The following is a 26,385-nucleotide window of genomic DNA, read 5'->3' on the forward strand; positions in this document are numbered from 1 at the left end:
TATTCTTCCAGCGGGGATAGTTTCGCAGGCCTCGATACCTATATTCGCGGCAAATTCCGAAAATCGATTCCGCAAAGACCCGTTTCCACATGGCACCTATCGTTTCCATAGACAGACTCACCAAGACCTACGGCAACGGGTTCGAGGCCCTGAAAGGCATCGACCTCGACATCGAGGAGGGCGAGATCCTGGCTCTGCTCGGGCCGAACGGCGCCGGCAAGACGACCCTGATCTCGATTATCTGCGGCCTGGTCAATCCCGGTTCCGGCAAGGTGATGGTGGCCGGTCATGACGTGGTGAAGGATTTCCGCGCGACCCGGGCGCTGATCGGGCTCGTGCCGCAGGAACTGACGACCGACATGTTCGAGACGGTCTGGAACACCGTGAGCTTTTCCCGCGGCGTGCACGGCAAGAAGCCGGATCCGGCCCTGATCGAGAGCATTTTGAAGGACCTGTCGCTCTGGGAAAAGAAGGACAACACTCTGCGCGAGCTTTCGGGCGGCATGAAGCGTCGCGTGCTGATCGCCAAGGCACTGGCGCATGAGCCGAAAATCCTCTTTCTCGACGAGCCGACGGCCGGCGTCGACGTCAATCTGCGCCGCGAGATGTGGCAGGTGGTGGAGAGGCTGCGCGAAAACGGCGTCACCATCATCCTCACGACCCACTATATCGAGGAAGCGGAGGAGATTGCTGACCGGGTGGGCGTCATAAACGGCGGCAGGTTGTTGCTGGTCGAGGAGAAGAGGGCACTGATGCAGAAGCTCGGCCGCAAGCAGCTCAGGCTCGAGCTCTCCGAGCCGCTGACGGCGCTGCCGGACAGCCTGGCGCTCTACAACCTGACGCTTGCGGATGACGGCACCGCGCTTGTTCACGAATACCAGGGCGAGGAAGGGCAGGGTAGTATCGCCTCGCTTCTGGCGACGCTCGCCGCCGAGGACATCCATTTCCGCGATCTTTCCACACGGCAGAGCTCGCTTGAGGACATTTTCGTCGCATTGGTGGGAGAGAAGGCATGAATTTCGAGGCGATCAAGTCGATCTACACGTTCGAGATGGCCCGCATGCAGCGCACGCTCTTGCAAAGCGTCATCTCGCCGGTCATCACCACCTCGCTCTATTTCATCGTCTTCGGCACCGCTATCGGCTCGCGCATCCAGACGATAGAAGGCGTTTCCTACGGCTCCTTCATCACGCCGGGGCTGATCATGCTGACGCTTCTGACGCAATGCATCGGCAACGGTTCGATCGGCATCTATTTCCCGAAATTCACCGGCACGATCTACGAGATCCTGTCGGCGCCGGTGGCGATGACGGAAATACTGATCGGCTATGTGGGGGCGGCGGCGACCAAGGGATTGATCATCGGCCTGATCATATTGGCGACCGCCTCGTTCTTCGTCGACATTTCGATCGCCCATCCGTTCATGATGATCGTCTTCCTGGTGCTGACGGCGGTGACCTTCAGTCTGTTCGGTTTCATCATCGGCATCTGGGCGAAGAATTTCGAACAGCTCAACATCGTGCCGATGCTGGTCGTCCCGCCGCTGACCTTTTTGGGTGGAAGCTTCTATTCGATCGACATGTTGCCGCCATTCTGGCAGGCGGTCAGCCATTTCAATCCTGTCCTCTACCTCGTCTCGGGCTTCCGCTGGAGTTTCTACGAGATCGCCGACGTCAACCCGCTGATCAGCCTCGGCATGATCGGGCTGTTCCTGGCGATCTGCCTATCCGCCCTCGGCTGGATCTTCAAGACGGGATACCGGCTGCGGAGCTGACCGCAGCCGGTACGATTGTCGGGGCAGGGAGGCGGTCAGCCTTCGCTCAACTGCATCTGCCTGCCGCCGCGGGCGAGTATGACCGAGCCGCCAAGCAGCGCGGCCACGCCGAGGAAGGACATGACGCCGAGCGGTCCCTGCATGTCGACCAGAAGGCCGCCGAGCACCGCACCGCTGGAAATCGCGATCTGGAAGGTTGTCAGCAAAAGGGCGCCGACGCTTTCCGCCTCGTCCGATGCCGCGCGTGTCACATAGCTCTGGATGCTGACAGGGAGCGCGCCGAAGGCGAAGCCCCATATGGCGACGGCGACGGACGAGGCCGCGACCGATTGGCCGGTGGAGACGAGGATCACGGCGGCGACCGCGACCAGGCTGGATGCGAAGGCCACGCCGAGCTTCGAACTGCGCTCGGCGATCATGCCGCCGACGATGTTTCCGAAAAAGCCGCTGATGCCGTAGGCGAGGAGGACAAGCGAGATCATCTCCACATCGAGACGCGGGATTTCCTCCAGATAGGGGCGGATATAGGTGAAGCCCGCAAAATGTCCCGCGACGATGAGAAGCGTGGTGAAAAGGCCGATGCGGACCTTCGGTCTCCTGAGCACGGCGACCATCGTGCCCAATCCGGCGCTTCCCGTGGGCGGCAGCGAGGGCATGGTGACGACCTGGACGAGGAGCGCCAGCAGGCCGACCGCGGCGGTCAGCACAAAGGCCGCCCGCCAGCCGAGCGTCGCGCCGATATAGGCGCCGAGCGGCGCGGCACAGACGGTCGCCACCGAAACGCCGGTGAAGATGACCGCCATCGCCCGCGGCAGGAGATCCATCGGCACGAGGCGCATGGCAAGGGCTGCCGACATGGCCCAGAAGCCGCCAAGCCCGATACCGAGCAGGACGCGCGACAGGAGAAGGAGGGGGAGGCCGTTCGCGAGCGCCGCAAGAGCACTGGAAATGATGAGCAATGCCGTCAGCGCGAAGAGCGTCCAGCGCCGGTTGAAGCTTCGCGTGCCGATGACGACGGCAGGACCGGCAATGGCGCCGACCACGGCGGTCACGGTGACGGTTTGCCCCGCCGTGCCCGAGCTGATGCCGAGGTCGGCGGAAATGGGAGTAAGCAGGCTCGCCGGCAGAAATTCCGCAGTCACGAGACCGAAGACGCCGAGCGACAGCGAAAACACCGCGTCCCACGCGGCCTTTCGGCGGGCGTCTGACGACGGATTTTCCCGTTCCAAGGTGTAATCTGTCATGGTCGTTTCCTATGTTGGGAGGAATCTTGGGAGACCGCCATAGAGTTAGGCGTGACAGTCTGTCGTTTCTATGCTAGAAAATCCGATATGCTTGACAGATCGTCCAGAAACGAATCGGAAGTTTTCACCGACCCGCTGAGCGAGATGCTGCGCGGGCTTAGGCTAGACGGCGTCGAATACGGACGCTGCCGGCTCGCCGAGCCGTGGGCGACATCCTTTCCGGCGCAGGAGGCGGCGCGGTTCCACTTCATCGGCTGCGGCAGCTGCTGGCTCCAGACGCCGTGCGGCGAATGGCTGCCACTGCAGGCGGGCGACGCGGTGCTTCTGCCGCGCGGCAACGCGCATGTGCTGGCAAGCGCACAAGGTGTGACGCCGAAGCCCTTCGACCGGTTCGGCCGCAAGGAGGTTTGCCAGGGGGTTTTCGACGTGCAATGTGCCGATGCTCCCGGCAGCACGTTGGCGTTTACCGCATCCATGCGCTTCAACCTCGACAGGCTGCATCCGCTTTTGCAGATGATGCCGGAGGCGATGCTGACCAGCGCGCTCGCGAAGAACGAGCCGGCCATTCCGCATCTTCTCGACGCCATGGCGCGCGAGGTGGAGATGGACCGGGTCGGCGCCGGCGGCATTCTGGCCCGGCTCGCCGACGTGCTGACCGCCACGCTGATCCGCACCTGGGTGGAGCACGGCTGCGGCGACACGACCGGCTGGATCGCCGCGGTGCGCAATCCCGAGGTGGGCCGGGTGCTTGCCGCCATTCACTTGCAGCCGGACAGGGACTGGAGCGTCGCCGCGCTCGCCCGGATCATGGGGGTTTCACGGTCCGGCTTTGCCGAGCGCTTCCTGAAGGTGGTGGGCGAGACGCCGGCACGCTACGTGGCGCGGGTGCGCATGCACCAGGCGCGGCAATGGCTGAAGGACGGGATGCGGGTATCCGTCGTCGCCGACCGGCTGGGCTATGATGCGGAGGCCTCCTTCAGCCGCGCCTTCAAACGCATCATCGGCGCACCGCCCAGTCAGTTCCGCAAGAAGGGCGACGGCGAGGCGGCGCAGGATTTCGGCTGATCTCAGTCCCTCAGCCTGAGCTCGTCCGTCTGCATCTGCAGCGAACCGAGCGTGGAGAGGAAGCTCATGCCGAGCAGGCTTTCATGGAGGCGCCCGTCTTCGGCCACCATCGCCCGGATATTGTTTCGCACGATCGGACCGATGGCAATCTCGTCGAGCCGCACAGGCGCGGCCAGGGCCCGGCCGTTGGCCGTCATCACGCTGACCGTGTAGGCGAGATTCTCCGGATCGAGACCAATGGCACGGGCGTCGTCATAGGAGAGCACGACCGTGCTCGCGCCGGTATCGACCAGCATCGGCAGGACCTGGCCCTCGACGCGGACATTGGTCTGGAAATGGCCGCCGTTCGTCTTGTGGATGATGACCTCGTTACGGCCCTCGCTCGTCGTCACGACGACGGCGGTGCCGGGCAGCAGGCCTGCGACCATGCGTGCGCCGACGCCGCGGGCGTCGTCGCGATAGAGATAGACGGCAACGAGGCCGAGCACGATCAGCAGCCAGATGGCAAGGTTGCGCAGCACCTGGCCGGAATTGCCGCGCCGGCCGGCGAGGATGCCGACCGAGAGCAGGCCGGCGATCGGCAGGAGATAGATGATCTGGCCGAAGTCTTCGTTGGCAATGCCGAACGTCTGGCCGTTATCGTGATTGAAGATGAGGAGCGCCAGGCCGATGCCGAGGATGAGGAGGATGATCGTCAGCGGATTCATGCGTTGTCCCGCTCCTGGGCGAGACGCCGGCGCCGTGTTTCCCGCCGCGGCCTGCGTTCGACGGTATCGAGGCGGGCGGGCAGGATCTCCATCAGCATACGGCGCTCCATGTCGGTATAGTCCATCCAGGCGGCGATCTCGTCGCGCGTACGTCCGCATCCGAAACAATAGCCGGTCTTCATGTCGATGGAGCAGACGAGGATGCAGGGCGATATCATGACGTTCTATATCGTGGGTTCAGATGACGAGAGCAAGGGTGGCCAGCATGGCGATTTCGGAGAACTGTTGCGTGGCGCCGATCGTGTCACCCGTGTGGCCGCCAAGCTTCCTGCGGACAAGACGGGTGAACCCGAATGCTGCAAGCGCCGCCACGATCAGCGCCAGGAGCGTTTTGGGCAGGCCTAGCGTCGGCACCAGCAGGAGAAGCGCCACGACACCGCCGATAAGGAGCGCGAGGTTGCGGGCGCTCTCCTCCGGCAGGCCGGCGCCGGCTGCGACGCCATTCTCGCGGGCGGGCGGAAGCGCCTGCCAATGGGCGACCATAACCGCGCGGCTGACGGCGGCTGCGGCAAGCAAGGCCAGGGCGGCGGCTGGGGGGGCATGGCGGGCGAGGGCGGCAAGCGCGGCGGCCCTGAGCCCGAAGGAAAGGATCAGCGCTACGACACCATAGGCGCCGGTGCGGCTGTCCTTCATGATCGCAAGCGCTTGGTCCCTGTCGCGCCCGCCGCCGAGCCCATCGGCAGTATCTGCCAATCCATCCTCGTGCAGAGCGCCGGTCATCAAGCTCATGAGGGCAAGCGCGATCAGCGCAGCGAGCAGAGCATCACCGGACGCCAGGAACAAAAGGATGAATGCGGGGAGTGCCGCGATGACGAGGCCGGCGACCGGAAAGGCACGCACGGCGCGAGAAATCGAGCCGTCGTGGCCGCGGAAAAAACGGTCCGGCACCGGCAGGCGGCTTAAAAAACCCACGGACCGGGCGAGGTCTGCGACGAATTCGCTTGCGTTTGGCAGTTGTCCCTCCATGAGTCCCCGACTATGAGAAGCGCACAGAAGCGCGATTTGCCGGGAAAGACAAGCAGACCGGCGTAAAGACGAGAGAGACTGCAGATGAGCGTGACCGGCCTTCCCTTCGACGACTTCCGTACCCTGCTGGCCAACCTTCCGGGACCGGATGCGCGGGTGCTTGCGGCCGCCCGCGAGCGCGACGCCCAACTCACGAAGCCGCCGGGTTCGCTCGGACGGCTTGAAGAGATTGCCTTCTGGCTCGCAGCCTGGACGGGAAGAGCACCGGCAGTCAACCGGCCGCTGGTGGCGATCTTCGCGGGCAATCATGGCGTGACGAAACACGGAATTACGCCCTATCCCTCGTCGGTGACACAGCAGATGGTCGAGAATTTCGCGGCCGGTGGCGCGGCGATCAACCAGATCTGCGTGACCTACGATCTCGGCCTGAAGATCTTCGACCTGGCGCTCGACTACCCGACCGGTGACATCGCCACCGAAGCCGCACTTTCCGAGCGCGATTGCGCGGCGACCATGGCTTTCGGCATGGAGGCGATCGCCGGCGGCACCGATCTTCTCTGCATCGGCGAGATGGGCATCGGCAACACGACGATCGCCGCCGCGATCAACCTTGCGCTCTATGGCGGCGAGGCGGAAGACTGGGTCGGCCCCGGCACCGGTTCGCATGGGGAGCTTCTGGAACGCAAGATCGCCGTAGTGAAACAGGCCGTCGAGCTTCACAAGGATCATCTCTCCGATCCCCTGGAAGTGCTGCGGCGGCTGGGCGGCCGCGAAATCGCGGCGATCGCCGGCGCAATCCTAGCCGCCCGTGTCGAGAAGATTCCTGTGCTGCTCGACGGTTATGTGGTGACGGCGGCGGCATCGATCCTCAAGGCCGCCAATCCCTCCGCGCTCGATCATTGCCTGATCGGCCATGTCTCCGGCGAACCGGGGCATCTGAGAGCAATCGAGAGGCTCGGCAAGACGCCGCTTCTGGCGCTCGGCATGCGGCTCGGTGAGGGGACGGGCGCGGCGCTGGCTGCGAGCATCGTCAAGGCCGCAGCAGCCTGCCATTCCGGCATGGCGACCTTCGAGCAGGCCGGCGTCAGCAACAAGGGCAACTGAGCCTCATGGAAAAGACGCCGCTCGACAGCGATATCGAAAGGGCGAGCGGCATCCGCCGGCTGATCGCGGCGACGCGCTATTCGATGCAGGGGCTGAGACGGCTCTGGCGCGAGGAGGCCTTCCGCCATGAGGTGATCGCCTTCGTCGCCGGTCTCGTGCTTTTCGCGATCGTCGGCGCCACGTTGACCGACTATCTCGTTTATCTCGTCCTGATGCTGGTGCTGTTCAGCGTCGAATCGCTCAACACAGCGGTCGAGGAACTGGTCGACCGCATCTCGCCGGAAATCTCCACCGTCGGCCGGCATGCCAAGGATCTCGGCTCCTTTGCCGTCTTCTGCCTGCTCTGCGCCAACGGGCTGTTTACGCTTTATGTGGTGGTACGCAGCGTGTGGGGGTGACTTTGCCGTCACTCCTGATCCGGCATGGACGACGGATTTCGCACCGCGTGGCGGATGCCGACGACGACAATCTCTTCATCTTGAGACAGATAATACGGCGGCACCGCGACACGCCGCATTCCCTCAAGACTGGGTTGGCGCTCCGGTGAGGGGTTGGTTAGAGAGATTGGCCAAGACTCTTTGAATACGCGCATTTACGTTCCGAGCGCCTTGTGGTGATCGATCTCCAATATAGTCCAGGACTTTTTGGAGTTCATCGAGCGCTTCAGGCGTGAAACGGATCTTCACGACGCGTATTTTGAAAAGACGGCGTGGACCTGTTCCTCGCTGGCGAACTCACGTCTTGCAGCTTGATCAAGCGATTTCGCGAAGGAAGCCTCTTCCTCAGGCGTAAGCTGATAAAGCAGCTCCTCCTCGCTTGCTAGGGTGAGCACAACGCGAGCGATCTCATCCTGCCGCTCAGCAGGAAGCTGGCTAACGATTTTCAGGGCACGGTCGAGAAGTTTTGTCATGTGTGCACTAGGCACCAATCAGCGCTCATGCAAAAGGGCCCGGCTGCGTTCAAACCTCACGCAAAGCTCCGGCGCCGCCGTTCGACGGCGGGCGCATCGGCGACGGCGGGGACGCTCTGCAGCACGCGGGTCGCGGGGAGGATGGCGATCGCTTCCGTTCCTTCGCGCAGTTTCGAGCGCAGGATGAACTGGCCGTCGTGCTTGGCGAGGATCGCCTGCACGATCGGCAGGCCGAGACCGGTGCCCTGTTCGGCGCTCTTGATCGTAATCGAACCCTGGCCGAAGGCCGAGAGAACGACCGGAATCTCGTCTTCCGGAATGCCGGGCCCATTGTCCTTGATCGCCATATACTGGCCACCGCCGGCTGTCCAGCCGACCTTGACGGTGATCTCGCCCCCCTGCGGCGTGAACTTGACCGCGTTGGAGAGGAGGTTCAGGAGCACCTGGCGCAGGGCTTTCTCGTCGGCCCAGACCTGCGGCAACTGCTGCTCGAACTGTTCGCGGATTGTGATGTTCTTGGCGCGGGCGCGAAGCTGCACCATGCCGATGCAGTCCTCGGCAATCTCCAGAAGCGAAAGCGCCTCCTCGCTCAGCTCGTAACGGCCGGCTTCGATGCGCGAAAGATCGAGGATCTCGTTGATCAGGTTCAGGAGATGCTGGCCGGAGCGGTGGATGTCGCCCGCATATTCCCTGTAGGTCGGATTGGCGAGCGGGCCGAGGACTTCCGAATTCATCACCTCCGAAAAACCGAGGATGGCGTTGAGCGGCGTGCGCAGCTCATGCGACATGGAGGCGAGGAAGCGGGATTTGGCGAGGTTCGCCTCTTCGGCGCGTCGGCGCGCCTCGTCCGACATCGACTTTGCCACTTCGAGCTCGGCGATCAGGTCGTCCTTCTCCGACTGGTAGGACATCAGCGTGAGATTGGAGCGATAGAGCCGGTCGGCAATGTAATGGAAGAAGACGACAGCGACGGCGCATATGGCCGTCAGGCCGATATCGAGCACGTGTCGCGAGAGAATGGCAGTGGCAAGCAGGGCCGCGATCATCGGCAGGAAGCCGAACAGCACGCCGAGCCGCAGCATGAAGCCGCTCATCGCCGTGATCGAGATCGCGAAGAGAAGAACAGCCCCCTTGTAGAAATAATAGCTGTCACCGGCGCAGGTATTGCAGCTCTGAAACGAAAAAAGCGCCCAGCCGAAACCGACCAGCACCTGCGCGGCAAGCAGCCTGTTGCGCCATTTCCTGGTCTCGATCGCAGTGATTTCCTTGCGGCTCGCGCGCCGCGCCAGAAGTACGTTGATGGCGTGGACGCTCAGCATCAGGAGCGCCCACGCGAAAAGACCTGTATCCGGATTGAGGTATACGCCGATTGCCGTCACCAGAACGATGAAGAGCGGCATGATGGATGCGCTCTGCAGCACTGCGTTGACATGCATGGCGAGCATGTCGCGGTCGAAAATCTGGTTGCCCTTGGCGCTGGACTGCAGGCGTTCCCGGGTGGCGCGTACGGCTTTCGACACAGCCTTGTTGCGATGGCTGCGCGATCGATCCACGATGATCTTGTCGGTCGAGGTGCTGACGCCGTTACTCATGGCTACTGAACTACTTACCCGGGTGCTTGAGAGACTAGGGGCAAATCCTTAAGAGAGTCCTGCCGGGAAAGGTTTTGTTTGCCATTTCTCTGAAGTTTCCGTTTTCCAATAAGGCCGGATTGTGGCGCGTATATTCAGGTTTCTTCGCGACGGCGTGGTGCTCGCATGCTTCTTCATCCTTCTAATGCTGATCATTACGAAGCTGGATGAGGCGGCCGACAGCGTGGTCCGCGGACCTTTCTACGCCATAGACGGCGACACGCTGTCTGCGGGTAGTGAACGCCTGCGGCTGAACGGCATCGACGCACCGGAACTCCGTCAGACCTGCGAGGACGGCCGCGGCATGACATGGGCGTGCGGAGACGAGGCGAGGCGGCTTCTGGCGAGGCTCGCGGCCGATCCCGGGACGGAATGCCTCGGACGCGAGCGCGACCGTTATCGCCGGCTTCTCGTGCGCTGCCATGCGGGCACGTCGAATATCAACGCCGCGCTGGTGCGGCAGGGGCTGGCGATCGCCTCCGGCCGCTATGCCGAGGAACAGGCGGCCGCCCGGCGGGAACGGCGGGGGCTCTGGGCCGGACAATTCGAAGACCCGCGGGACTGGCGCACATCCCGCGGCATGATGGACGACCCGAACCTTTTGGAGACGTTCATGGACTGGGTGAAGCAGGTGATCTATTGGGAATAGGCATGGACCGGATTGTCGATCGTGATGAGGAGATCGAGACGCTGCGGGCCGCGATCGCCGCGTGCCGCGTCTGTCGGGACACGCCGGCGAAAGGCGAGGGCGACCGCCTGGCCCACGAGCCGCGGCCGGTGGCCGTGCTTTCGCGAACGGCCCGGGTGCTGATCGCCGGGCAGGCGCCGGGCCTGCGCGTGCACGAAAGCGGGCTTCCCTTCAACGATGCCTCCGGCAATCGGCTGCGCGACTGGATGGCCGTCAGCCGCGAGGAGTTCTACGATCCCGACCGGTTCGCGATCGTGCCGATGGGTTTCTGTTTTCCCGGCTACGACGACAAGGGCAGCGACCTGCCGCCGAGGCGGGAATGCGCGCCATTGTGGAGGCAAAGAGTGATCGCCGCCATGCCGCAGATCGAGCTCGTGCTCGCCGTCGGCGGTTATGCGCATGGCTGGCATCTCGGCAGCCGCACAAAGAAGGGCATGACGGAAACGGTCCGGAACTGGCGCGAACATTTCTTCGTGAACGAGGCGCCGCGCGTTCTGCCGCTGCCGCATCCGAGCTGGCGCAACACCGGCTGGCTGAAGAAGAATTCCTGGTTCGAGGCCGAGGTGCTGCCGGTTCTGCGACAGAATGTGGATAGCCTGATCCGTTGAAACAAAATTCGGTTAACTGCTATGATTTATGTGTATAACGAAAAATCATTTCGAAAGGACTGTCAATGGACCGCCTGGACCGCAAGATCCTGCGCATTCTGCAGGAAGATTCCACTCTCGCCGTCGCGGACCTCGCGAAGAAGGTGGGCTTGTCGACCACGCCCTGCTGGCGGCGCATTCAGAAGATGGAAGAGGACGGCGTCATCCGCCGCCGCGTCGCGCTGCTCGATCCGGTCAAGGTCAACACCAAGGTCACCGTCTTCGTGTCGATCCGCACTGCCAGCCACTCGATCGAATGGCTGAAGCGCTTTTCCGAAGTCGTCGTGGATTTCCCCGAAGTCGTTGAATTCTACCGCATGAGCGGCGACGTCGATTATCTTCTGCGGGTCGTCGTGCCGGATATCGGCTCCTATGACGCCTTCTACAAGCGGCTGATCGCCAAGATCGAGATCCGCGACGTTTCCTCGGCGTTTGCCATGGAGCAGATCAAATACACGACCGAACTGCCGCTCGACTATATGGTGCTCGACAACCAGAAGTCGGGAGAGGATTAAAGGCTACTTCAGCCGCGCCAGAATCTTTTCGTTCGACAGCTCTCTCACGGCATCCTTGCCGATCCAGCGGGCAGTCTTGTCGGCAGCCGCGGCGAGCTTCTGTGACAAGGCAAGCGCAGGGGTGTGACAGGTCCGGTTGCGCTTGCCGATATTGCGCAGCGCCCAGTTGACCGCCTTCTTCACGAAATTGCGCGGATCGGCGGAATGGGCCTCGATCAGCGGCAGGTAGGCGATGAACGTCTTGTCCGGCTCATTCTTGTTGTGCACGACCGCGCCGGCGATCATCGCAAAAGCGGTGCGGCGCACGAATTCCCGCTCGTCCTCCGCGAATTCAGCGACGAGTTCCTTCCAGAACGGCGTTTTGGTGAAGAGGTCGGCGGCGGTATCGACTATCTCCCACGAATTGAAATCGCCCGCCCAGAGATCGGCCTCCGCCCTGGTCAGCGTTTTCGGATCGGCTGTGAGGATGGCGGCCATGCGGGCGTCGCGAAGCCCCGTATTCCAGAGCTTCAGCGCACGGGCGTGATCTTTCTTGACCTGGCGAACGATCGCCTTCATCTGCGGCGTGGTGATGCCGAGCGCAGTGGCGGTATCGATGCCGAAGCGGCTCATGCCGGCGATATTGGCCTCGTTGCGCAGCGTCTGAAGATGCGCAACGATATCCTCTGCAGGAGAATCCGGCGACAGCTTCATTTTTTTTCAAGCCGTGCCAGCAGCGAGGACGTATCCCAGCGATTGCCGCCCATTGCCTGCACGTCGCCGTAGAACTGGTCGACAAGCGCCGTCAGCGGCAGCTTCGCGCCGTTGCGGCGGGCCTCGGTGAGCACGATGTCGAGATCCTTGCGCATCCAGTCGACGGCAAAGCCGAAATCATATTTGCCGGCGATCATCGTCTTGTAGCGGTTTTCCATCTGCCAAGAGCCGGCGGCTCCCTTGGAAATCACCTCGATGACCTTCTCGATATCGAGGCCGGACTGCTTGCCGAAATGGACGGCTTCCGCCAGCCCCTGGACGATGCCCGCAATGCAGATCTGGTTCATCATCTTGGTGAGCTGGCCGCTGCCTGCCGGCCCCATCAGACCAACCATGCGGGCGTAGGCGTCGATGACCGGCTTTGTCTTGTCGAAGGTCGCCGGATCGCCGCCGCACATAACGGTGAGCACGCCGTTCTCTGCGCCCGCCTGGCCGCCGGAGACGGGGGCGTCGATGAAGCCGATGCCTTTTTCCCCGGCGGCGGCTTCCAGTTCGCGGGCGACTTCGGCGCTGGCGGTCGTATTGTCGATCAGGATCGAGCCTGGCTTCATGCCGGCAAGCACACCCGTTTCGGTCAATGTCACCGAGCGAAGATCGTCGTCATTGCCGACGCAGGTGAAGACGAAATCGGCATCCTTCGCCGCTTCGGAGGGCGTGGCGCCAGCCTTGCCGCCATATCTCTTGACCCATTCGGCAGCCTTGGACGCGGTGCGGTTATAGACGGTGACGTCATGGCCGCCTTTTTCCTTAAGATGCCCCGCCATCGGGAACCCCATAACCCCAAGACCGATGAATGCCACCTTCGCCATGCTGAATCTCCTTGTGTGCGGTAGGGAGGATTAGAGCAATGCGACCGTCTCGAAAAGCAGAGTCTGCCGGCAGTCCTGTCTTTTTGCCCGCTGCCGGGAGATATCAGGCTTGCGGCAGGCTGCCATTCCTCTGGCAGACGCCCATGCCGCAGCCATCCACGTCCATGAAGATCACGCCGCCTTCTTCGAAGGCGCGACGAAGCTGCGCAGCGGTCGCGCGGTGAATGTCGTGGCGGCTGCCTTCGAAGTCGCGGATCGTGCTGCGGGAGACTTCCGAACGCTCCGCGAGATCGATTTGTGTCCAATCGAGAAGGCCTCTGGCCGCGCGGCACAAAGCCGGAGTCAAAATCATTTGCCTTGCGTCTTGACCCATCTGTAGAAGCTGCCCATATTGGTCAACATAAGCCATATATGGCATGTTTGTCAGGAGATTTCCAGAGGGAGACGTCGATGCCGCATGAGACGCCATTGATTTCCACGATCGTCGGCGGTCTTGTGCTTGCGTTCATCTTCGGCGCCATCGCCAATCGTTTCCGCCTGCCGCCGCTGGTCGGTTATCTCTTCGCGGGCATCCTTGTCGGTCCGCATACACCCGGTTTCGTGGCGGACCAGAGCCTTGCGCCGGAATTGGCTGAAATCGGTGTCATCCTGCTGATGTTCGGCGTCGGCCTGCATTTTTCGCTCAAGGATCTCTTGTCCGTGCGCGGTATCGCCGTGCCCGGGGCGATCGTGCAGATCGGCTTTGCAACGCTGCTCGGCTGGGGCATGGGAACGCTGCTGGGATGGCCGCTCGGCGGCAGCCTCGTCTTCGGCCTCGCACTGTCCGTCGCCTCCACCGTGGTGCTTCTGAAGGCTCTCCAGGAGCGTCGCCTGGTCGAGACAGATCGTGGCAAGATCGCCGTCGGCTGGCTGATCGTCGAGGATCTCGCCATGGTTCTGGCACTGGTGCTGATCCCGGCGCTGGCGAGCATCGGCGGCGAAGCGACGCATCCCGATCCGGTGGCGATCGCCGTCGCGCAACTCCTCAACATCGACCTCGGAATCACGGGCATCATCGGCGTGACGCTATTGAAGGTCGCGGCCTTCCTCGGCCTGATGCTGGTGGTCGGAAGGCGGGTCATCCCGGCGATCCTGCATCGCATCGCCCATAGCGGCTCGCGCGAACTCTTCCGGCTGGGCGTGCTGGCGATCGCGCTCGGCGTTGCCTTCGGCGCGGCAAAACTTTTCGGCGTGTCGCTGGCGCTCGGCGCCTTCTTCGCCGGCATGATCCTGTCTGAAAGCGAACTGTCACACCGGGCCGCACAGGAAAGCCTGCCCTTGCGGGATGCCTTCGCGGTGCTTTTCTTCGTGTCGGTGGGCATGCTGTTCGATCCGTCGATCGTGCTCAACAGCCCGCTGACCCTGCTCGGCACGGTGTTCATCATCGTTATCGGCAAGTCGATCGCCGCTTTCCTGATCGTGATGGCATTCGGCCACAAGGCGGGCACTGCGCTGACGATTTCAGCAAGCCTCGCGCAGATCGGCGAATTCTCCTTCATTCTTGCAGAACTCGGCGTCGGCCTGAACATGCTGCCGGAAGAGGGGCGCGACCTGATCCTGGCCGGCGCGATCATCTCGATCATCCTGAACCCGGTCATGTTCTATCTTTGCGACAAGATCAGGCCGGGGCTTGAGGCGCGCATCTATCGCGCGCCGGCCGAGGCTCCGAGCGATGCCGAGGTAGCTATGGAAGGGAGCGGTCCGATGACCGAGGCGGAGGCTTCCGCCAGGCTGGAGGAGAGTGAGCCCGTATTGACGACGGCCGGCGAGGATGGCGAGGTGGCCGCAACGCGACTGAGCGGCCATGCCGTCGTGGTCGGCTACGGACGGGTCGGCAGCATCGTCGTCGCCAACCTGAAATCCTCCGGCATTCCGTTCCTGGTGATCGAGGATTCCGAAAACCGCGTCCAGGAACTGTTGAAAAAGGGCATCGAGGTGATCGTCGGCAATGCCGCTTCACCCAAGGTGCTGGAGCTTGCCAATCTCGGTGCGGCCAAAAGCCTTGTCGTGGCGATCCCGAACGCCTTCGAAGCGGGTAACGTGGTCATGCAGGCGCGGCAGGTAAACCCGGCGCTGCTCATCCTCTGCCGCGCGAATTCCGATGCCGAGATCGAGTATCTGGAAAAACTCGGCGCCGACAAGACGATCATGGGCGAGCGGGAGATCGCCAACGGCATGCTCGGCAGCCTCGACCAGGTGCATTACCGGACAGAGGAAGCGGAGATACTGGAGAAGGTAGCCGCCGAGGAGAGCGCAGGCGAGAAGTCTGCAGTGTCTTCAGAGTTGAGCGGAGTTGAACTGAACAAGGCCCATGATGAGCCGGCAGTGCCCTCCGATGTCGAACCGCCGGCCGAGCTGTCGAAAACCTGACCTCTAGCGGCACGCGAGCACATACCGGCATTGTTGGATGGGTTCACCGCGCGGCCGGGAAAAGCGTTCCACGATGTCGACCGGGACGAAGCCGAGTTTGGCCAGGACACGCCCGGAGGCGGGATTGTCCGCTGCATGTCCAGATTTCAACGTCGAAAGACCGATCTCGCCGAAGGCGAAGCGGACCACAGCGTTCGCGGCCTCGAATGCATAGCCACGCCCCCAGGCAACTCGCTCGAACCAGTAACCGAGGTCGCCCTCGCCATCTTTGATCTCATCGACATCGACAAGGCCCACCATACGACCGCCAAGTTCGACGGCGAAACGGTAGGCCTCACCGGCCGACCATTCCCGTTCATGGTCGGCGAACCAGTCGAAGGTCGCCTGCCGGTCCGCAGGAAAGCTGGCCATGCGCAACATGCGCGTGACCTCCCAGTCCGACTGGATCTCGAATGCGCGTTCCGCGTCGGTGGCAAAGGTCGGACGAAGGACCAGGCGATCTGTCCTGATCGCGGTGCGGGGCGGAGACATCGCCGGGATCAGAACGGCTTGATCACTGCCAGCGCCACGATCAGCACGACCGAGATGAGAATGATCGGCATGCCGGCGCGTACGAAGGCCGGCGGATCGAGTTTCGGATCGGCCTCCATGCGACGCATCCAGCCACCCTGCATGCCGTGCAGAGCCGACAGCATGACGACGATGAGGAATTTGAAACCGAACCAGCCGCTTGTGTAGAAACCGTAACCGAAGGCGAGCCAGAGGCCGAAGATCCATGCGCCGCCCAGCGCTGCGGTGGTCACGATGCGGTCATACCTGCGCAGAGCCGAGATGACGCCCACGCGGATCGCCGGCGGGACCATGCCGATGACGAAGGCATTGATCAGCATGCCGCCGATCAGCAGGAAGTCGGAAAGGAGATGCAGGGCCTTGATGACGAAATAAAGCATGGTTCAGATCAACTCCAGATCATGGCTTCGGTGAAACCGAGTTCGGCAAAATCCTGTTTTCGCAATTGTTCCTCGTCGGCGGCAAAGAATTCATCAAGCTGCGGCGGAGGGACGGATGTTCCCGACAGCATGGCGTGAACCTGGCCGCGGTGATGAATCTGGTGCTGGAAGAGATGCAGCAACACGCGATCGGTGTTCTCCACCTGCACATGGGTCTCGCGCGGGATGCGAACCTCTTGTGTGAGCGTCTCGGCATCGAGGCCACGACAGTGATCGATGAGGCGTCGGTCGGCGGCCCGCTGCTCGCGCTCCAAATCAGCGAAGAAGGGGAAAGGGATTTCCGGGTCGAAGGCCGCCGCACCTATGCAGTTGCCTTCGAGTGCACTGATATAAAGCCAGTCGACCGTCAGGATATGGTTCAGCGTATGGATGATCGACGGAAAGAAGCTGACACGCTTTGCGGCGACTTCTTCCGGCGAAAGCCGGCCACAGGCTTTCAGGAGCCGGTGATTGGCCCAGGCATTGTTATAGGCCTGCGCGAGAAGATAGCGCTGCGGGCTCATCGCGATTCCTCCCTCTGTCGGCGGGAAAACTAACCCCTCAACCGCGCAATGACCAGATGGCCCGGGCTCGGATGCCCGTCCTGCATGCGTACGTTGATCTCCGAAATCTCGACGATCTCGAAGCCGGTGTCGGCGAGCCGCGTGCGGATATAGGCTTCCGAATGAAGGAAGCGCTGGTGCGGCCCGACGACATAGGGCCGACCGTCGGATGCCGGCAGGGTTTCGGACGAGAAGACGAAGATGCCGCCGGGAACCATGTTCTCCGCCGCGCCGAAGAAGAGCGGTTCGAGTGCGCCGAGATAGGGAAGTACGTCCGTGGCGGTTACAAGATCGAACGGTTCGTCGTCATTGTCTTCGAGAAAATCCTCGACTTCCGCGACGTAGAGCGTCTCGTAGAGATCCTTTTCATGGGCGATCTCGACCATGTTCTCGGAAAGGTCGATGCCGGTGATATCGTCGACCATGTCTCGCAGCGTGCCGCCGGTCAAGCCCGTGCCGCAGCCGAGATCGAGCATGCGTTTGAAAGGCCCGAGCTCTAATGCCTGCAGGCGCTGGCGCACCATGACCGGCACGGCGTAACCGAGCTGTTCGACCAGGATGTCCTCGAAGCTTCCTGCATGCTGGTCGAAGAGGGTTTCGACATAGGCGTCCGGCGCCTTTGGCGGTGACTCGCCACGGCCCATGGCGGCGATGCGAACGGCAGCCCCGCCGTGGTCTTCCGGATCGATCTCCAGCACCTGTCTGTAGGCGTTCACGGCGGCGTCGACGTCGCCCGCCTTTTCCAGCGCGAGCGCCCGGTTATAGGCCTCTGCCAGCGCTTCCTCGTCGATCTTCTTCATGGTCGCATTCCTCGTTTGGCAGCGGCTTTAAGCCGCCGGCTGGCGTTTGTCCATGAGACGGAACGCCGTGCCGGTTCGTTCGTTGAAAGATAAAGCAAATAAAACCTTGGGAGGAAAGGATTATGGCCGCGGTCGAGGAGCCGAGTGTACTGGAGAAGAATGTCGAGCGGCGGGCGCCCATGCTGCCGATCACGTCCGGTGAAAAGGCCAATATGATCATCCACTACTACCGCGGCGAGCTGGGCCGGATGACGAGCTGGCGCGACCGCATCGACCGCACCTCCAACTGGGCGATCACAATGGTGGCGGCACTCTTGTCGATCTCGCTGTCGACGCCGACTTCGCATCACGGCGTGGTGATCTTCGCCATGCTGCTGGTATCGCTGCTTCTGCTGATCGAGGCGCGGCGCTACCGCTTCTTCGACGTCTATCGCGCCAGGGTGCGCAAGCTGGAGCGGCACTATTTCGCGCAGGCGCTCGATCCGCAGGCCGATCTCAGGCCGGATTGGGCGGCCGGCATTGCCGGAAGCCTGCGCAATCCCCGCTTCATCATCAGCTATCGCGAGGCGTTGTTCCGACGTATCCGGCGCAACTACGTCTGGATGTACCTCATCCTGCTGTTCGCATGGTTCCTGAAGATATCGACGCCCAAGCTCCTGCCTGATCAACCGGCGACAGATGGCGTCTCTACGATTTCCGAGGCGGTGCAGAACGCAGCGCTTGGGCCGCTGCCGGGATGGAGCGTGACAATGGTTGTCGCACTTTTCTACGGCGCCATCCTATATGCCGCCATGCATCGCGAACCCGATGAGGGCGAATTCGCCCACGGCGAGGTGCATGTCTAGGCCGTGGGCGTCCGCGCTCCGTCAGTGGACCACGATCTCTCCCTTGACCGAGCGCCACTCGCTGGCCGAGATCAGCTTGCGGTGGACGTAATGGACCGAATGCAGCGGTCCGTCGAGCTTCTCCTGCCAAAACTTCAGGAAATCCTTCATGGCAGGAAAATCGGGCGCGAGATCGTAGTCCTGCCAGACATAGCTTTGCAGCAGCACGGGGTGATCGGGCAGGCGGTAGAAAATCTGCGCCGTGGTGAGGCCGTAGCCCTTCAGCATCATTTCCATTTCAGACATCAGCAGTTCCCATTTCTTATTTTCCGGATGACGCTTTCACGTCACCCGACAAAGGGAGCATGCCACGGTTAACCGAGGCTTTACAATTGCTTCATAAGGAGGTATTCGTGAAAATATTCAATATGTTAGCAGCGAATTTCGGCGAGTGCTGCTAACGCTTCAGATGGCGTGTCAGGCGGGCTTCGAGGAAGGCCCAGACGTGCCGCAACGCCTCGACGATGGCAAGATAGAAGATCGCCGCCCAGAGATAGGCCTGATAGTCGAAGGTGCGCGAGAAGGCATAACGCGTCTCGCCCATCAGGTCGTAGACGGTGACGATGGCGACAACCGCCGAACCTTTCATCATCAGCACGATCTCGTTGCCATAGGGGCGAAGTGCCACGATGAGCGCCTGCGGCAGGATGATCTTACGGAAGGTGATATATTTCGAAATGCCGAGTGCCGCCGCACCCTCATGCTGGCCACGGGGAACGCTCTCGATCGCGCCGCGCAGGATTTCCGCCTGATAGGCGGCGGTGTTGAGCACGAATGAGAAGAGGCCGCAATACCAGGCCTCGCGGAAGAACCACCAGAGACCGACGGCCTCCAGTTGCGGGCGGAAACTGCCGAGCCCGTAATAGATCAGGAAGAGCTGGGCAAGCAGCGGCGTGCTGCGGAAGACATAGACATAGGCATAAGCGATGCCGTTCAGGAAACGGTTCTTCGACATGCGTGCAAAAGCGATCGGCAACGACAGGATCGCGCCGAGGATGACGGCAAGCCCGACCAGCGAGACGGTCACCCACAGCCCATGGAGATAGCGTGGCCCGTAGCGCAGGAATTTGGCCTGATCCCAACCGCCGATGACCATCCCGGCGAGTGCGATGGCCAGCAGCACCCAAACGGCAAGAACCGCTATGCCGGCGATCCTGGCGGCGCCGAGTTTTCGTTTCACGGCCGCGGGGGCAGGCTGAGGCGGGATGAGTTCCGTAACGGCGGTCATCGGCTGACCTCCGAACGTTTGGCCCAGCGCTCGATGAAACCGAGGCCAAAGGACGAAATCATCGCCAGAATCAGGTAAAGCATGCAGGCGATGAGATAGAAGAAGAAAGCCTCCTTGCTGACGCGCGCGGCGATGCCTGTCTGGCGCAGGATATCGGCAAGCCCGATGACCGAGACGTAGGACGTATCCTTCAAAAGGATCAGCCAGAGATTGGTGAGGCCCGGAAGGGCGATGCGGATGAGCTGCGGCAGGATGATAAGCCGCATGGTGCGCCAGCGCCGCAGGCCGAGAGCGTCGCCCGCCTCGTACTGTCCGCGCGGGATCGCCCGGAAGGCCGACAGCAGCACCTCGGACGAATAGGAGGAGAAGACGACCGCCAGCGCCGCCATGCCGGCCAGGAAGGCGTTGATCTCGATACGCCCTTCGTAGCCGAGGGAGGAAAGCACCGACTGGATGAGGATCTGCAGGCCGTAATAGACGATGAAGAGGGTGAGGAGTTCCGGCAGACCGCGGAAGATCGTCGTGTAGATGCCGGCGGCAAGCCTCAGCAGCTTTTCCTCGGATTGCGCCGCAAGCGCGATCAGAAAGCCGATCACGAGCCCGACAGGAAGCGTGGCAAGCGCCAATGAGATAGTCACTTTTACGCCAAAAGCGATTTCGTCGCCCCAGCCGGCTTCACCACAGGCGACAAGCGTGCCCGAACCGAACAGTGAAAAAAGGCCGATAGGACCGCAAAGCGGATCGAGCGCGCCAAAGAGGGCGGAAAAGAATCCGCTCATAAGGTCGTTTTCCCCCGCGGCTTCTGTCGCGCCGCTGATGTTATGTTGGTCTCATTAAAAAGAAAAACGGCGGAAGGGCAAGCCTTCCGCCGGATTGTCAGGGCTATTCAGACGATTACTTGTCGCCGTAAACGTCGAAATCGAAATATTTGTCGTTGATTTCCTTGTACTTGCCGTTGGCGCGGATCGCGGCGATCGCGGCCGTGAACTTGTCGGCCAGCGCGGTTTCGCCCTTGCGCACCGCAACGCCTGCGCCTGCGCCGTTGATCTCCGGATCGATCGGCAGGGGCGAAAGGATCTTGCAGCAGTTGCCGGCATCCGACTTCAGCCATTCGGAGAGCACGACGATGTCGTCGATGACGGCGTCGATACGACCGTTGGCAATGTCGAGCTTGTATTCGTCAGCCGTCGGATAGAGCTTCAGCTCGGAATCCGGCATGTGCTTTTCGGCATAGTTGGAGTGGGTGGTCGACCCTTGTGCGCCGATCGTCTTGCCCTTGAGGCCGGCCACGTCCTTGATCGGCGAATCCTTCGGCACGGCGATCGCCGGCGGCGTGTTGTAATATTTTTTGGAGAAGGTGACCTGTTCCTCGCGCTCCGGCGTGATCGACATGGAGGCGATGATCGCGTCGAACTTCTTCGACTGCAGCGCCGGAATGATGCCGTCCCAGTCATTGGTGACGAAAGTACAGGTGACCTTCATCTCCTCGCAGAGCGCCTTGGCGATATCGACGTCGAAGCCGGTGAGCTCGCCATTGGCTTCGAGATTGTTGAAGGGGGGATAGGCGCCTTCCGTGCCGATCACGAGCTTTTCCTGGGCGATCGCCGAGCCGGCGAAGAACGACAGCGCGGCGATCGAAGCGGCGGCGAAGAAGCGGGTGGAGATATTCATGATGATCCTCTCTGTTGGCAGCGCCGACGGCATGGTTCATCTTGTTTTGCCGTCAGGAGCGGGGCGCTTCGCCCCCTCTGGATTTTATAGATACCGGCTCGGACGAAATTGCAACGGCATTTTACGTGCACGTTCACTTGCCGCTGAAACATGAACAACACATTCACGCGAGGTTCAGACCGGCTGGCACAGCCTTGAACGGAACCATCTCCGGCTGGATAGCATTCAGCCGAAGCGTAAGTCCGCCTGAAAAAAGGCAATAAAGGACGCGTGAAAGGGATAGCACCCCGAGAAGAGGAAATGTCCATGTCGAGGAAATTCAGACTGTTCGCCAGCGTCGCAGCGCCTTTCGTTTCGCTGCCGCTGATGATGCAGCCGGCGGCGGCCATGCCGCCGAAACCCATGATCGAGGCCGGCCAGATGCCGGGCATCATCAAGATCCAGGAAGAAGATCCGCTGCTGTTGAGGAAGCGGCGGCAGCAGCAGGAAGGCGAAGGCGGCGGAGAGCAGCAGCGGCCGCGGCGCGAGCAGGGCGGTGACCGCGAGCAGGGTGGTGCCGAACGGCGACAGGCGCCGCGCGCCCAGCGTCAGGCGGAGCCGGAAGCTCCGCGCGAAGCCGCACCGCGCCGCGAACCTCAGGCGGAACGGCCGGCTGCGGAAGCACCGGCAGAGCGTCCGCAGCGCCGCCAGCAGCAGGCCGACCAGGACCAGGGTGGCGCAGAACGTCTGCTGCGTCGTCAGCAACAGCAGACCGGACAGGGCGAGGGCGGCGAGCGCCCGCAGCGCCGGGACCGCCAGCGTGAACAGGCGGCTCCGGAGACCGAGCGGCCGACAAAGAGAGAAGCCCAGCCGCAGCGCGAGATTGCACCGGAAGGCGGTGACCGCCAGCAGCGCCGCAATGCCCAGGATCGCAACGCGGCCCCCACGGAAAATCAGGCTGAAACCCCGACACCCCGGCCGCGCGCGAGAGACCGTGCGGCGGCGCCTGAAACTGCGCCGGAGGCGCCGACCCGCCGCAATGCCCGGGATCAGGATTCCGGCAGAGGTACTGCGCAGGACACGCGTCCCCGGCCGCCGGCAAGGGAAGGCCAGACCACCGAGGGGCAACCTGCCCGGGGCGAACAGCCGCGCCGTCAGACAACGGAAGGCCAGCCGCCGCTGCCGCCCCGGGGAGAGACCCCGCGCGACCAGGCCAGCCCGGCCCGACCCGCTCCCGGCGAGCCGCTGGAAGATCAGCAGCAGGCCCGGCCCGAACCGCCGCGCACACCCGAGCAGATCGAACGGGCCCGTCAGATCGCCCGCGACCCGTCTTCGGCCCGCGAGGGCGAGCAGGTCTTGCTGCCCGTCGAGAACGGTGCTGCGGTGCTCGACAGCGCCAAGGAAGAGCCGCGACCGCCCCGTGAAGGCGAGCGGCCGCGCCGCCGGCCAGCGCAGCAGACCGAGCAGCAACTCGCCCCGCCCAAGTCCGACGCCGAAGCCCAGGCCAATACCCAGTTCAGCCGTGAGCAGGAAGAGCAGGTTCGCGCCATGATCGAGGAACGCGGCGAACGGCTTGACCGGCGTCCCCGATTCGAACGGCCGCGCGGCTGGGAATTCCGCGAGGACGTCAGCCGCGACGAAGACCGCGAACGGGATCGCGACGGCGCGAGAACGATCATTTCGATCGACAACCAGACCTTCGTCCGCCATGACGACAGCCGTCGCTTCTACGTCGACGGCCGGGAGCCGGAATATGAGCGCCTGCGCGACGGCCGGGTACGCGAAGTCTTCATCCGTGACGACGGCACCCGCATCGTCACGATCCGCAACCGTTACGGCGAGATCGTCCAGCGGTCGCGCATCGTCCGGGGCGGGGATGAATACGTTCTCTATTATGCGCCGGAACTGATGGACGAGCGCCGCGACCGCGACTATGTCTGGCGCGATCCGGGCTATGACCTGCCGCCGATGCGGCTCACGGTGCCGATCGAGAACTATATCATCGACACCTCGAGCGAGCCGGACCGGGATTATTACGAGTTCCTCGAACAGCCGCCGGTCGAACAGGTCGAGCGCGTCTATTCGCTGGATGAAGTCCGCTATTCGGCCCGTATCCGTGACAAGGTGCCGCGCATCGACCTCGATACGATCACCTTCGCGACCGGAAGCGCCGAGATCCCGATGAACCAGGCGAGTTCGCTGCGCCGGGTCGCCGAGGCGATGAACCGGGTCCTGGAGGAAGATCCGTCCGAGACGTTCTTTATCGAAGGCCATACGGATGCGGTCGGCTCGGACGAGAGCAATCTCATCCTCTCCGACGAGCGAGCGGAATCGGTCGCCCGGGTGCTGACCGATGCCTTCGGCATTCCTCCGGAAAACCTGGCGACCCAGGGTTATGGCGAACGTTACCTCAAGGTTCGGACCGACGGCCCGAACCAGGAAAACCGCCGCGTCACCATCCGCCGCATCACGCCGCTGGTGAAGCCGGTCGCCTCGAACCAGTAAGGGTTTCTGCTGCCCAAGACAAAGCCGCCGGAGCGATCCGGCGGCTCAGCTTGTCCTCATCCTCGGGTTCAATCCGAGGACGAGGATGACGAGTGAGCGGTCGGCACGCAGGCTTTTCATTGTCTGGGAAGTCCCGTCACCTTCACGATGAAATCGGAGATTGCCGCCGTGTCGTCGAGGTCGAAGACCGGCACAGCCGTGTCCGTCACGGCATGGTCGGCGGCAATGGCGACGATATGCGGATCGTTTGACGAAAGCGGTTCGCGGCTTTTCGATTCGAGGCGCCGGGTCTCGATTTTCGGAACCGGTTCCCGCTTGTAGCCTTCGATCAGGACCAGATCGCAAGGCTCCAGCCGGGCCAGGATATCGTCAAGACGCGGCTCCGACTCCTCGCGCAGCTCGTGCATGATGGCAAAGCGCCTGCCGGAGACGATCGCCACCTCGCACGCACCGGCCTCGCGATGACGGAATGAATCGGCGCCCGGCTTGTCGATGTCGAAATCATGGTGGGCATGCTTGATCGTCGAGATCCGGTAGCCACGGCGGGTAAGTTCGGCGACGAGCCGCACTGTCAATCCGGTCTTGCCAGAATTCTTCCAGCCGGAAATGCCGAAGACACGGGGAGAGCTCATTGAAGAACCTCCGCGAAACGCCGGGCCTCTTCGAGATCTTCAGGCGTGTTGATGTTGAAGAAAGGATCAAGCAGGCCGTGAGATGTCTCGATCAGCGGAAATTCGATGGTCGCCACCCGGTGACGCTGCAGGAAAGCCTTGATGCGCCGGTTTTCCGGATCAGAGAGCCAGGTTTCGAGATCGTCGGCGATCGAGATCGGCCAGAGCCCGAAAACCGGGTGACTGCGTCCGTCCGAAGCGGTGATGATGATCGCATCCGGAACGTCGATCCCGGCTTGAAGGCGGCTGACGAGATCAGTCGGCACGAAGGGGCTGTCCGACGGCACGGTCAGGAGATGGGTTGCAGAGAGGCCGCGGGTTTCCACGTCGCGCAGACCGGCAAGAACGCCCGCGAGCGGTCCGGGCTGGCCGGCGAGTCTGTCCGGAAGGAGGCGTAGCCCGAGCGGGTTGGGAAAATCGTCGGACGCATTGAGCGTGATTCCCGAAACCTGGGGTGAGAGCCGCCGCACGATATGGCCGAGAATGGTGTCGCCGCCGACCTCCAGAAGCGCCTTGACGGAACCCATGCGGCTCGATTTGCCGCCGGCGAGGATCAGGCCGGGGGGGAGCGCGGGACCGGTCATCGGTCGGCATCCCGGGTTTCGATCGCACCTTCGCGAAGGTCGATCCGACGAACATAGGCGGTCGCGGCGAGCGCGAGCAATGTCGAGATGCCCATTACCACGAGGAGCGGTATCGCCCCGCCTTCCTCTTTCAGCACCGCCGCGGCAAGCGTTGAAAGAGCGGCGCCGCCGCCGACCGTGATCGCGCCGCCGAGGCCCGAGGCGGACCCGGCAAGATGCGGTCTCACGCTGACGATGCCGGCATTCGAGCTTGGAAGCGTCAACCCGTTGCCGACGCCGGTCAGCGCCAGCGGCGCGAAGAAGGCTGTTGCCGACGCGACATCTCCGAGAAGAATGGCGGTGGTAATGCAGACACCGATCAGGCTGACGACGCTGCCGGAGATCATCATGGTCATTGTGCCGAAGCGCCGGGTGTAACGTCCCGAGATGAAATTGCCGACCATGTAACCGGCGGCAATGAGGAAGAACTGCACGCCGAGCATGGTAGGCGTGAGATGGTAGATCGCCGTGCCGACAAAGGGCGCGCCGCCGAGGAAGGAGAAGAAGACGCCGGAGGAGAAGGTCGAGGTGAGCGTATAGCCCCAGAAGCGGCGCGACCGGAAAAGGTCCGGCCAGCTTTTAAACTGCGCCGTGAAACTCGCCGCCGGCGTGCGGTTCGTCTCGCCGAGGTCGACGGAGACCAGCATCAGGGTGATGAGCCCGAGGCCCAATATGAGGACGAAATTCGCTTCCCAGCCGAACAGGTCGCTGAGCGTACCGCCGATCGTCGGCGCGATCATCGGCACCAGCGACATGCCCATGGTGACATAGGCGATCATCGAGGCGGCGCTCTCCATCGGCACCGTGTCGCGGATGATGGCGCGCGGCAGCACGAAGCCGGCGACGACCGCCGTTTGCAGCATTCTCCCGAACATGAAGACGGTGACATTCGGTGCGGCGAGGCAGATCAGCGTGCCGACGAGCAGGATGAGGATGCTGCCGATCATCACGCGACGGCGGCCGAAAATATCGGAAAGCGGCCCGAGCACGAGCTGGAGCAGTGCTGTGCCGGCGATATAGCCGGAAACGGCAAGCTGCATGACGGCATAGTCTGTGCCGAAATGGATAGCCATGGCCGAAAGAGACGGAAGGAAGACATTGAGCGATAGCGCTCCAAGGCCTGCGCAGACGACCAGCGTCAGGATATGGGGCGGGGTCTGTCTGTCCAGAAATCGGCTTTGCTGCACGTC

34 protein-coding genes are annotated in these 26,385 nt (G+C 62.6%); 12 read left to right on the top strand and 22 right to left on the bottom strand.

The genetic code is table 11. The annotated features are described in order from the left end of the window. The first annotated feature begins 89 nt into the window (after positions 1–89). Both ABK249_RS24100 and ABK249_RS24105 read left to right on the top strand, forming a co-directional pair. The gene (locus tag ABK249_RS24100; RefSeq protein WP_210055246.1) at positions 90–1,016 is read left to right on the top strand and encodes an ABC transporter ATP-binding protein; all 927 of its coding nucleotides are present in this window, start codon (positions 90–92) and stop codon (positions 1,014–1,016) included. Beyond that, entirely contained in the window at positions 1,013–1,774 is a 762-nt protein-coding gene (locus ABK249_RS24105; RefSeq protein ID WP_348864241.1) for an ABC transporter permease, read from the top strand. The genes ABK249_RS24100 and ABK249_RS24105 overlap by 4 nt, the downstream gene beginning before the upstream one ends. Positions 1,775–1,809: 35 nt before the next feature. On the opposite strand, the gene ABK249_RS24110 is transcribed toward ABK249_RS24105, so the two are convergent. Then, on the bottom strand, positions 1,810–3,018 hold the full coding sequence (locus ABK249_RS24110; protein WP_348864242.1) for an MFS transporter: 1,209 nt from the start codon (positions 3,016–3,018) through the stop codon (positions 1,810–1,812). 87 nt (positions 3,019–3,105) lie between these two features. Here ABK249_RS24110 and ABK249_RS24115 point away from each other — a divergent pair, with 87 nt between their 5' ends. Next, complete coding sequence (locus tag ABK249_RS24115; RefSeq protein ID WP_348864243.1) at positions 3,106–4,083, top strand: AraC family transcriptional regulator; 978 nt, start codon at positions 3,106–3,108, stop codon at positions 4,081–4,083. A gap of 2 nt (positions 4,084–4,085) precedes the next feature. Here ABK249_RS24115 and ABK249_RS24120 read toward each other — a convergent pair whose 3' ends face one another. The 3 genes from ABK249_RS24120 to ABK249_RS24130 are packed head-to-tail and all read right to left on the bottom strand — an operon-like array spanning position 4,086 to position 5,816. Then, a complete protein-coding gene (locus tag ABK249_RS24120; protein WP_227702787.1) occupies positions 4,086–4,790 on the bottom strand; it encodes a TIGR02281 family clan AA aspartic protease in 705 nt (234 codons plus the stop codon). Next, the gene (locus tag ABK249_RS24125; protein WP_037155183.1) at positions 4,787–5,008 is read right to left on the bottom strand and encodes a DUF1289 domain-containing protein; all 222 of its coding nucleotides are present in this window, start codon (positions 5,006–5,008) and stop codon (positions 4,787–4,789) included. Before ABK249_RS24125 ends, ABK249_RS24120 begins: the two co-directional genes overlap by 4 nt. A gap of 19 nt (positions 5,009–5,027) precedes the next feature. After that, positions 5,028–5,816, bottom strand: coding sequence for an adenosylcobinamide-GDP ribazoletransferase (locus ABK249_RS24130; protein WP_348864244.1), 789 nt, complete (start codon positions 5,814–5,816; stop codon positions 5,028–5,030). An 84-nt stretch (positions 5,817–5,900) separates the two neighbouring features. Between ABK249_RS24130 and cobT the strand changes: the two genes are divergently transcribed. Next, positions 5,901–6,920, top strand: a complete 1,020-nt coding sequence (cobT, locus tag ABK249_RS24135; protein WP_037155188.1) for a nicotinate-nucleotide--dimethylbenzimidazole phosphoribosyltransferase — start codon at positions 5,901–5,903, stop codon at positions 6,918–6,920. Between the two features lie 5 nt (positions 6,921–6,925). Next, a complete protein-coding gene (locus ABK249_RS24140) occupies positions 6,926–7,318 on the top strand; it encodes a diacylglycerol kinase (protein WP_037155192.1) in 393 nt (130 codons plus the stop codon). Positions 7,319–7,326: 8 nt separating this feature from the next. On the opposite strand, the gene ABK249_RS24145 is transcribed toward ABK249_RS24140, so the two are convergent. From ABK249_RS24145 to ABK249_RS24155, 4 genes are read right to left on the bottom strand one after another with little or no spacing between them, the layout of a single operon-like run. After that, positions 7,327–7,512 carry a hypothetical protein gene (locus tag ABK249_RS24145; RefSeq protein WP_348864245.1) on the bottom strand — a complete coding sequence of 62 codons (186 nt, stop codon included), beginning with the start codon at positions 7,510–7,512 and terminating at the stop codon, positions 7,327–7,329. Continuing rightward, on the bottom strand, positions 7,442–7,606 hold the full coding sequence (locus ABK249_RS33945; protein WP_415926476.1) for a type II toxin-antitoxin system RelE/ParE family toxin: 165 nt from the start codon (positions 7,604–7,606) through the stop codon (positions 7,442–7,444). Before ABK249_RS33945 ends, ABK249_RS24145 begins: the two co-directional genes overlap by 71 nt. After that, positions 7,603–7,830, bottom strand: a complete 228-nt coding sequence (locus tag ABK249_RS24150) for a hypothetical protein (protein ID WP_037155194.1) — start codon at positions 7,828–7,830, stop codon at positions 7,603–7,605. Before ABK249_RS24150 ends, ABK249_RS33945 begins: the two co-directional genes overlap by 4 nt. A gap of 56 nt (positions 7,831–7,886) precedes the next feature. After that, positions 7,887–9,422: a sensor histidine kinase gene (locus tag ABK249_RS24155; protein WP_348864246.1), complete on the bottom strand. Its 1,536-nt coding sequence runs from the start codon at positions 9,420–9,422 to the stop codon at positions 7,887–7,889. Positions 9,423–9,543: 121 nt separating this feature from the next. On the opposite strand from ABK249_RS24155, the gene ABK249_RS24160 reads away from it, so the two are divergent. From ABK249_RS24160 to ABK249_RS24170, 3 genes are all read left to right on the top strand, one after another. Beyond that, positions 9,544–10,110 (top strand): thermonuclease family protein, encoded by a 567-nt coding sequence (locus ABK249_RS24160; RefSeq protein ID WP_037155200.1) that lies wholly within the window; start codon positions 9,544–9,546, stop codon positions 10,108–10,110. Positions 10,111–10,112: 2 nt separating this feature from the next. Continuing rightward, positions 10,113–10,757, top strand: coding sequence for a uracil-DNA glycosylase family protein (locus tag ABK249_RS24165; RefSeq protein ID WP_348864247.1), 645 nt, complete (start codon positions 10,113–10,115; stop codon positions 10,755–10,757). 65 nt (positions 10,758–10,822) lie between these two features. Further along, complete coding sequence (locus ABK249_RS24170; RefSeq protein WP_037155205.1) at positions 10,823–11,311, top strand: Lrp/AsnC family transcriptional regulator; 489 nt, start codon at positions 10,823–10,825, stop codon at positions 11,309–11,311. Between the two features lie 3 nt (positions 11,312–11,314). Here the strand turns inward: ABK249_RS24170 and ABK249_RS24175 are convergent, their stop codons facing one another. The 3 genes from ABK249_RS24175 to ABK249_RS24185 form a co-directional block, all read right to left on the bottom strand. Next, positions 11,315–12,004, bottom strand: coding sequence for a DNA alkylation repair protein (locus ABK249_RS24175; protein ID WP_348864248.1), 690 nt, complete (start codon positions 12,002–12,004; stop codon positions 11,315–11,317). Beyond that, positions 12,001–12,873, bottom strand: a complete 873-nt coding sequence (locus tag ABK249_RS24180) for an NAD(P)-dependent oxidoreductase (protein ID WP_348864249.1) — start codon at positions 12,871–12,873, stop codon at positions 12,001–12,003. The genes ABK249_RS24175 and ABK249_RS24180 overlap by 4 nt, the downstream gene beginning before the upstream one ends. A 103-nt stretch (positions 12,874–12,976) precedes the next feature. Next, positions 12,977–13,291, bottom strand: coding sequence for a helix-turn-helix transcriptional regulator (locus ABK249_RS24185; protein WP_348864250.1), 315 nt, complete (start codon positions 13,289–13,291; stop codon positions 12,977–12,979). A gap of 32 nt (positions 13,292–13,323) precedes the next feature. On the opposite strand from ABK249_RS24185, the gene ABK249_RS24190 reads away from it, so the two are divergent. Continuing rightward, positions 13,324–15,282 (top strand): cation:proton antiporter domain-containing protein, encoded by a 1,959-nt coding sequence (locus ABK249_RS24190; RefSeq protein ID WP_348864251.1) that lies wholly within the window; start codon positions 13,324–13,326, stop codon positions 15,280–15,282. A gap of 3 nt (positions 15,283–15,285) precedes the next feature. On the opposite strand, the gene ABK249_RS24195 is transcribed toward ABK249_RS24190, so the two are convergent. The 4 genes from ABK249_RS24195 to ABK249_RS24210 are packed head-to-tail and all read right to left on the bottom strand — an operon-like array spanning position 15,286 to position 17,634. Beyond that, the gene (locus tag ABK249_RS24195; RefSeq protein WP_348864252.1) at positions 15,286–15,813 is read right to left on the bottom strand and encodes a GNAT family N-acetyltransferase; all 528 of its coding nucleotides are present in this window, start codon (positions 15,811–15,813) and stop codon (positions 15,286–15,288) included. Positions 15,814–15,821: 8 nt separating this feature from the next. Next, positions 15,822–16,232 carry a CopD family protein gene (locus tag ABK249_RS24200; RefSeq protein ID WP_227702796.1) on the bottom strand — a complete coding sequence of 137 codons (411 nt, stop codon included), beginning with the start codon at positions 16,230–16,232 and terminating at the stop codon, positions 15,822–15,824. Between the two features lie 8 nt (positions 16,233–16,240). After that, complete coding sequence (locus tag ABK249_RS24205) at positions 16,241–16,795, bottom strand: DinB family protein (protein ID WP_348864253.1); 555 nt, start codon at positions 16,793–16,795, stop codon at positions 16,241–16,243. 29 nt (positions 16,796–16,824) lie between these two features. Continuing rightward, on the bottom strand, positions 16,825–17,634 hold the full coding sequence (locus ABK249_RS24210) for a methyltransferase domain-containing protein (RefSeq protein WP_348864254.1): 810 nt from the start codon (positions 17,632–17,634) through the stop codon (positions 16,825–16,827). A gap of 122 nt (positions 17,635–17,756) precedes the next feature. Here ABK249_RS24210 and ABK249_RS24215 point away from each other — a divergent pair, with 122 nt between their 5' ends. Continuing rightward, the gene (locus tag ABK249_RS24215; RefSeq protein ID WP_037155222.1) at positions 17,757–18,479 is read left to right on the top strand and encodes a DUF2270 domain-containing protein; all 723 of its coding nucleotides are present in this window, start codon (positions 17,757–17,759) and stop codon (positions 18,477–18,479) included. Between the two features lie 21 nt (positions 18,480–18,500). Here the strand turns inward: ABK249_RS24215 and ABK249_RS24220 are convergent, their stop codons facing one another. From ABK249_RS24220 to ABK249_RS24235, 4 genes are all read right to left on the bottom strand, one after another. Then, positions 18,501–18,764 (bottom strand): usg protein, encoded by a 264-nt coding sequence (locus ABK249_RS24220; RefSeq protein ID WP_407721078.1) that lies wholly within the window; start codon positions 18,762–18,764, stop codon positions 18,501–18,503. Positions 18,765–18,915: 151 nt separating this feature from the next. Continuing rightward, positions 18,916–19,746 carry an ABC transporter permease gene (locus ABK249_RS24225; RefSeq protein ID WP_348864255.1) on the bottom strand — a complete coding sequence of 277 codons (831 nt, stop codon included), beginning with the start codon at positions 19,744–19,746 and terminating at the stop codon, positions 18,916–18,918. After that, on the bottom strand, positions 19,743–20,525 hold the full coding sequence (locus ABK249_RS24230; RefSeq protein WP_037155231.1) for an ABC transporter permease: 783 nt from the start codon (positions 20,523–20,525) through the stop codon (positions 19,743–19,745). Before ABK249_RS24230 ends, ABK249_RS24225 begins: the two co-directional genes overlap by 4 nt. Before the next feature lie 115 nt (positions 20,526–20,640). Beyond that, positions 20,641–21,417: an ABC transporter substrate-binding protein gene (locus ABK249_RS24235; protein ID WP_227702798.1), complete on the bottom strand. Its 777-nt coding sequence runs from the start codon at positions 21,415–21,417 to the stop codon at positions 20,641–20,643. Here ABK249_RS24235 and ABK249_RS24240 point away from each other — a divergent pair. Together ABK249_RS24240 and ABK249_RS24245 are read left to right on the top strand one after the other, a co-directional pair. Continuing rightward, positions 21,416–21,571, top strand: coding sequence for a hypothetical protein (locus ABK249_RS24240; protein ID WP_280107508.1), 156 nt, complete (start codon positions 21,416–21,418; stop codon positions 21,569–21,571). The two genes, ABK249_RS24235 and ABK249_RS24240, sit on opposite strands and share 2 nt — an antisense overlap. Before the next feature lie 152 nt (positions 21,572–21,723). Further along, complete coding sequence (locus ABK249_RS24245; RefSeq protein ID WP_348864256.1) at positions 21,724–23,901, top strand: OmpA family protein; 2,178 nt, start codon at positions 21,724–21,726, stop codon at positions 23,899–23,901. 116 nt (positions 23,902–24,017) lie between these two features. Here ABK249_RS24245 and mobB read toward each other — a convergent pair whose 3' ends face one another. Genes mobB through ABK249_RS24260 form a run of 3 tightly spaced genes read right to left on the bottom strand, consistent with a single transcriptional unit; the run spans position 24,018 to position 26,382 of the window. Next, complete coding sequence (gene mobB / locus ABK249_RS24250; protein ID WP_227702800.1) at positions 24,018–24,533, bottom strand: molybdopterin-guanine dinucleotide biosynthesis protein B; 516 nt, start codon at positions 24,531–24,533, stop codon at positions 24,018–24,020. After that, entirely contained in the window at positions 24,530–25,156 is a 627-nt protein-coding gene (mobA, locus tag ABK249_RS24255) for a molybdenum cofactor guanylyltransferase MobA (RefSeq protein ID WP_348864258.1), read from the bottom strand. The genes mobB and mobA overlap by 4 nt, the downstream gene beginning before the upstream one ends. After that, positions 25,153–26,382: a multidrug effflux MFS transporter gene (locus ABK249_RS24260; RefSeq protein ID WP_348864259.1), complete on the bottom strand. Its 1,230-nt coding sequence runs from the start codon at positions 26,380–26,382 to the stop codon at positions 25,153–25,155. The genes mobA and ABK249_RS24260 overlap by 4 nt, the downstream gene beginning before the upstream one ends. Between the last annotated feature and the right edge of the window lie 3 nt (positions 26,383–26,385).

The organism is Neorhizobium phenanthreniclasticum, from assembly GCF_040066075.1.
In the GTDB taxonomy this organism is placed as follows: Bacteria; Pseudomonadota; Alphaproteobacteria; order Rhizobiales; family Rhizobiaceae; genus Neorhizobium; species Neorhizobium petrolearium.